This is a genomic window from Candidatus Streptomyces philanthi, from assembly GCF_059553635.1.
In genome coordinates this window covers 1-6,274 of record NZ_JCANQV010000316.1, presented here as the reverse complement: position 1 = coordinate 6,274, position 6,274 = coordinate 1, and the positions used below count along the sequence as shown (strand labels likewise).

Sequence of the window (6,274 nt, the reverse complement as noted above, 5' to 3'; positions counted from 1 at the left end):
ACCCTCCGCTTCCGCGGCCCGTGCCGCGCGCGACGCCCGCCGGTCACGGCTCCCGGTAACCGCACCGCACCACCGCCCAGAGGAGAAGCACCAGCATGCCCACCTACCTTTCCCCCGGCGTGTACGTCGAGGAGGTCGCCAGCGGCTCACGCCCCATCGAGGGCGTCGGCACGTCCGTCGCCGCCTTCGTCGGACTGGCACCCACCGGCCCCCTCGACGAGCCGACGCTGGTGACGAACTGGTCCCAGTACGTGGCCGCGTTCGGTGACTTCACGGAGAACTACTACCTGGCGCACGCCGTCTACGGGTTCTTCAACAACGGCGGGACCGCCGCCTACGTCGTAAGGGTCGGCGGCTCGGCCCCCGGCACCGCACAGCCCGCGGCCGCCGCGTCCGCCGGGGCCCGGGAGCTGACGACGGGCGAGCCGGTCGCGCTGGGCACGTTCACCGTGGCGGCACTGGGCCAGGGGTCCGGTGACGGCGGCACGCTGACCGTCGAGGTACAGGACGCCGAGGGCGAGGGCACGGCCGACCGCTTCAAGCTGGTGGTCAAGGACGGCGGCAAGACCGTCGAGACCTTCGACGTCAGCGCGAAGAAGACGGCCCGCAACTACGTCGTCACCCACGTCAAGCAGCGGTCGAAGACCATCGTCGTCGAGGAGGCCGTGCCGGCGACGCAGCCGGCCAAGCCGGCCGCGCAGTCCGTCACTCTCGCCCCCGCGGCCCCTGCCGCCCCTCCCGCGCCCGTGAACGGCGCCGGGCAGGTCACCTCCGGGCGCTTCATCGGCGACGCGGCCGACCGCACCGGTTTCGGCGGCCTGGAGGCGCTGGACGAGGTCAACATGGTGGCCGTACCGGACCTGATGGCCGCCTACCAGCAGGGACTGATCGACCTTGAGCAGGTCAAGGCCGTCCAGCTCGGTCTGGTCGCCCACTGCGAGCTGATGGGCGACCGCATGGCCGTCCTCGACCCGCCGCCCTCCCTCAACGCCCGCGACGTGCGCAAGTGGCGCCAGGAGGTGGCCGGTTACGACTCCCGGTACGCGGCGCTGTACTACCCGTGGATCAAGGTCTTCGACCCGGCGTCGGGCCAGTCCCGCCTCGTCCCGCCGTCCGGCCACATGACCGGTGTGTGGGCGCGCAACGACAGCGAGCGCGGGGTGCACAAGGCCCCGGCGAACGAGATCGTCCGCGGCGCCGTGGACCTGGAGCTCCAGATCACCCGGGGCGAGCAGGACCTCCTCAACCCCATCGGCGTCAACTGCATCCGCGCGTTCCCCGGGCGCGGCATCCGGGTGTGGGGCGCGCGGACCCTGGCCTCCGACCCGGCGTGGCGCTACCTGAACGTGCGCCGCTACTTCAACTACCTGGAGGAGTCGATCCTCGTCGGTACCCAGTGGGTGGTGTTCGAACCGAACGACGAGGCGCTGTGGGCCCGTATCCGGCGCAACATCTCGGCGTTCCTGGTCAATGAATGGCGGTCGGGCGCGCTGTTCGGACAGCGGCCCGAGGACGCCTTCTACGTGAAGTGTGACGCGGAGACGAATCCCGTGGAATCCGTGGACGTGGGCCGTGTGGTCTGCGAGATCGGTATCGCGCCGGTCAAGCCCGCCGAATTCGTCGTCTTCCGGCTGGCCCAGTTCTCCGGCGGCGGGGGCGAACTGGAGGAATAGACCACGGCGTGACGACCGCGCCGGTACACGGCACGAAAAACCCTTCCTTCTTCCGCAGGAGTGAAACACCATGTCCCTTCAGCCCGGTGACGCGCTCACCTCACACAATTTCGGCCTCCAGATCGACGGCGTGATGGTCGAGTACCTCCAGGAGGTCAGCGGCCTCTCCATGGAGCAGGACGTCATCGAGTACCAGCAGGTCTCGGCGGACGGCAGGCCCGTCGTGAAGAAGATGCCCGGCGTGAAGAAGGCCGGTGAATGCACGGTGACCCGGGGCATGACGCAGAGTTCCGCGTTCACCGAGTGGATCAACAAGTCCATCGCCGGTGACATGGGGTCGGCGCGCAAGAACGCGACCATCATGATGATGGATTACCAGAACAACCCGGTGAAGCGTTACAACATGCGCAACGCCTGGTGCAGCAAGGTGGACACCAGCGGCGTCAAGGCCGGTGACGCGGCGGCGCTGACCGAGCAGGTCACCATCGTCTTCGAAGAACTGGTCATCGAGTAATGCGGAGGGAAGGCCCTGCCGGGGCGGCGGCCCAGCGTGACGTGCTGCGCACGGAATTCGCCTTCGAATTGCCGCGCGGTTACGTCGACGAATCCGGAACCGTGCACCGCGACGGCACCATGCGGCTGGCCACGGCACGGGACGAGCTGATCCCGCTGCGCGACGTACGCGTACGCGAGAACCCGGCCTATCTCTCGGTCGTGCTGCTGGGCCGGGTCATCACCCGGCTCGGCACGCTGCCGGATGTGCACGACGGCACCGTGGAGAACATGTTCGCCTCCGACCTGGCCTTCCTCCAGGACTTCTACCGGCAGATCAACGCGGAGGGCCACACCCGGGCGACCGTCGCCTGCCCCCACTGCGAGGAGTCCTTCGAGGTGGAGCTGGCCGGGAGCCGCCTGGGGGAATCGTGACGTACGCGGCCGACCGCATCGAGGAGGAGGTCGCCTACCTCGCCTACCACTTCCACTGGCGCCTCGACGACATCCTCGACCTCGAACACGCCGACCGGCGCGCGTACGTGTCACAGACCGCCACCCTCGTGGAACGGGGCACGCGGACCGAAGGGATGCAGTGACGGGGGATGGGACTGTTCAACTGGCGGCGCGGGGAACGGCGCCGGGGCGGTGACGGGGCGGGGGCCGGGGCTGGTGCCGGTATGGGCTCCGAAGTCGAGGTCGCGGGGAGCGGTGGGTCCTCGGTGGCTGGCGCTCCGGAGGCGTCGGTGGGTGCGGATGCGGGTGGCGTCGGGCCGGGTCAGGACGCCTCCGCGCGTCCGGGGGCCGGTGGCGAGGGCGGGGGCTGGTCCGCCCTGCCGCCCGTGCGGCGTGTGCTGACGGCACCGCGTACCGTCGCGACGCCGGACTTCGCCGGCACGCTGTCCACGCACCGCGACCACTCCTTCCGCCGCGAACTGCGCCACGAGATCCGGGCCGAGGCCCCCGCCGGGGTGCTCAACGACGTCCTCACGCCCGTCACCGGCCGGCCGTCCTCCCTCGGGCTGCCGTCGCTGCGCCTTCCGGTCGCGGGGCGGCCGGAGGAGGGGCCGACGACGGCGGGTGCTGGTACGGGGGTGAGCGCCGGGGGCCGAGTGGGGCTGGGAGCGGTCCCGTGGGGCGATGCGGGTACGGGGTCGGTGGCTTCGGGCTCGGTGGGTTCCGGATCGGCGGGTTCGAGGGCGGTTGCCGGCGCGGGTGCCGCTGCTGGTGCTGGTGCGGGCTTGGCTGCGGGGTCGGGCATGAGGCCGGGCGCCGGGGAAAGCGTCCGGGCACGCTCAGGTACCCGGGCGCATGCCGGTAAGGGTGCCGGTACCGGAGTGGACGCGAATGCTGGTGAGGCCGCTGTGCGGCGTTCCCGGGCGGCCTCCGGCTCCACCGGGCCGGCGGGCCCTTCGGGGGTGATCGCCGCCGCGCAGCGGTCGGCGTCCACGGCGTCCGCTTCCGCCGCTGCCCCCTCGCTCTCCCCCTCGGCCTCCGCTCCCTCTACCGTGCCGGGGGCTCGCGCCTCACGGGCCGGACGGTCGGCGCCCGTCCAGCGGGCGGCCACCCGCACTTCACTCACCTCGGCACCTCCGCCCGTACAACCACCGCGCCGGCTCCGCGCGGTTGGCGCCGACACACCACCGTCCCCGGTTGCCGCCGTCCAGGCCCCTGCACTCCCTGATCCGCCACCGGCCGGACCCCGCGAACCTGCCGCCGACACGCCACGCGACACGCCGGCGAACGGCAGCCCCTCCGCCGAACTCCCCACGCCCCAGCGCCAGGCCGCGCCACGACGTATGACCGTACGGCGCATACGTCGCGCTCCGCAGGCACACACGGGCAACCCCACGAACCGTCCGTCGGACACCGCACGGACCCCCGACGCGACGCCCCCTACAAGTACGGGACCAGAAGAAAGCCCGACCACAAAGGCAAGCACGGGCACACCTGCCCCTCGCTCCACGTCGGCCTCCGCCCGACCGGGTGGGGAAACCACGACACCCTCTGCGCGCAACGCCGAACCCCAAGCACCACGCGCCGTGGCTCCGTCGGCCTCGGCTCCTTCGCCCTCGGCGCGCTCTCCGTTGACGGGTGCGCAGGATGTGCATGGCGGTGTGCTCGGGTCCGCACGTCCTGGGCGTGGAACGGATGCCGCTGGGTCGCCGCGTGGTGGGGCAGCGTCTCCTGGGCTGGATGGGTCGGCTGCGTCCCTGCCATCCGCTTCCCGTTCTCCTCAGGGTGCGCCGGTGCAGCGGGCTGCTGCGGATTCGTCCGCTGCTGCCAGCGTCGTCACCCCGCAGGCAGCCGTGCAACGCTCCGTATCCGATGTGGCCGTTTCCGCAAGCTCGTTGCCCTCGCACCACTCTGTGTCCGACGGGCCTGCGGATGCCGGCACTGACCATTCCGGTGACCGCCGTCGCTCGTCCGGCAGGGCGGGGGGCGAGCGGCGCGCCGGGCTCGGCGCACCGGTCAGCGCAGCATCGACGTCTCAGGCCCCGGTGTCAGCGCTCCCTGGAAGCTCCGCCGAGAGGGCCATGAGCCCCACGCCCGCCGCACCGTCACGTTCCGGGGACAGCACGCCCCCGCTCCAACGTGCCCGTTCCGCGCCTGGGCGTCGTCACGGGCTCGGCGCACCGCTCCGGCAGGATGCGGCCGGGCAGGGCGGCACCGAGGCACGTCGCATCCCGTCCGGACCGGCGACGCCCGTCCCGTCCGTCACCCGCCCGGCAGACGGCTCCGTGCCTCCGGTCTCGGCGTCCCGTCACGTTCCGCCGAACACGCCCGAGAGGGCGCCCACGGAACCGTCCTCGGACATCGGTCCCGGCACGCCGTCAGTCCCAAGAGCCACAGCCGCCGAGCCCGCCACCCCACGCACACCGGTGACGAACGCGGACGTGCGTGCCGAGCTGACCCGTGAGTCGGGCGGGAATCGCGATACGGCCAGGTCCGGTGCGGGCCGTGGCCCGTTGCCGTCATCGGACGGGCAGGCGTCGGGGAGCGTTCGGTCTGCCGGTGGTCGCCGCCCGTCGATCGGTGCGCCGATCGCTCGTTCCACGCTCCGGGACGGTGACGCCGAGAGGACTGCGATTCAGCGCAGTGCATCGACGGCGGAAGCCCGTTCGGGGCGCCCCGCTTCCCGCGAAGCTCCGGCCCGCAGCGACTCGTCGCGCAACGCCGGAGGTCCCGACTCCGGGCCCAGCGGCACCACGGCGCCCGAGCCACCCGCATCCCCGCCGACCGCCGCACGGATGCCTCTCTCCCAGCCCGTGGCAGCCCCGGCGCACCCCGCGCCCTCGGAACCGCACCACCACGCCGAGGAAGCCGGGCCGCCACCCGTATCCGCACATCCCGGCAGCCCGTCACGCCCTGAAGCCTCCTTGTCCCCGTCAGCCTCGGCCCCATCGGTCTCCCCGTCCACCGTTCAGCTCGCGGTGGCAACCTCCGCAGTGCGAGTCCCAGGACCGGAAACCGGCATGTCCGGGGCGCCGGCGAACGGGCGGTCCGTCCGTCCCCCGCGCACTTCGTCGGGCCCCGGTTCGGCGGACGGACGCAACGACGCACGTACGAGGACGGGGGCCGTCTCCCCGAGCACTCCGCTGTCGTCCCTCCGGCCGCTCACCGTCCGGCAGCCGGTCGTGGAGCCTGCGGGGGACCGGCCGACGGCGTCGGTGGCGCCGCTGCGTCGCTCGTCCTCCCGGGCGAGTGTGCCCTTGCCCGTGGTTCCGCTCCGCACCGCTCGGACCGGCCCGTCTGCGGGGTCGGGGAGGCAGAACGTCCCCTCCCCCCAGGACGGGAAGCAGATCCGTCCAGGGGCGCCCGCTCCCGTCCCGGGTGCAACTCCCAACCCTGGAGTGCCGACGCCGGGCGCCGGGCTTCCCGTATCCGACGCCCGGCCGCCCCGGCACGGAGCAGAGTCGCCGGCGCGCGGAACAGGACTGCCGCTCCCGGGCAACGAGACGCAGGTACAGCGGCTCGTCCAGCGCCGTACGACCACAACCTCCGCCCCCATACCCCGGCACGCCCCAAGCATCACCTCCACACCCCAGACCACCCCAAACCCCATGTCCACTCCCACCCAGGCCACCCCAGCCATCAGCCCCCAAAAA

The 6,274-nt window shown here is 72.4% G+C and carries 4 protein-coding genes; all 4 read left to right on the top strand.

Features of this window, described 5'->3' with window-relative positions; translation table 11 throughout:
* Window positions 1-95: 95 nt before the first annotated feature.
* The 4 genes from AC51EU_RS25675 (at window position 96) to AC51EU_RS25660 (ending at window position 2,764) form a co-directional block, all read left to right on the top strand.
* The gene (locus AC51EU_RS25675) at window positions 96-1,673 is read left to right on the top strand and encodes a phage tail sheath family protein (protein WP_496269451.1); all 1,578 of its coding nucleotides are present in this window, start codon (window positions 96-98) and stop codon (window positions 1,671-1,673) included.
* Window positions 1,674-1,743: 70 nt separating this feature from the next.
* Window positions 1,744-2,187, top strand: a complete 444-nt coding sequence (locus AC51EU_RS25670) for a phage tail protein (protein ID WP_496269450.1) — start codon at window positions 1,744-1,746, stop codon at window positions 2,185-2,187.
* The gene (locus tag AC51EU_RS25665; RefSeq protein ID WP_496269449.1) at window positions 2,187-2,600 is read left to right on the top strand and encodes a hypothetical protein; all 414 of its coding nucleotides are present in this window, start codon (window positions 2,187-2,189) and stop codon (window positions 2,598-2,600) included. The genes AC51EU_RS25670 and AC51EU_RS25665 overlap by 1 nt, the downstream gene beginning before the upstream one ends.
* Entirely contained in the window at window positions 2,597-2,764 is a 168-nt protein-coding gene (locus AC51EU_RS25660) for a DUF6760 family protein (RefSeq protein WP_496269448.1), read from the top strand. The genes AC51EU_RS25665 and AC51EU_RS25660 overlap by 4 nt, the downstream gene beginning before the upstream one ends.
* Window positions 2,765-6,274: the final 3,510 nt, after the last annotated feature.

Coding starts and splice junctions, on each gene's coding strand:
- AC51EU_RS25665 (WP_496269449.1), top strand. CDS start 2,187: ATGCGGAGGGAAGGCCCTGCCGGGGCGGCGGCCCAGCGTGACGTGCTG.
- AC51EU_RS25670 (WP_496269450.1), top strand. CDS start 1,744: ATGTCCCTTCAGCCCGGTGACGCGCTCACCTCACACAATTTCGGCCTC.
- AC51EU_RS25675 (WP_496269451.1), top strand. CDS start 96: ATGCCCACCTACCTTTCCCCCGGCGTGTACGTCGAGGAGGTCGCCAGC.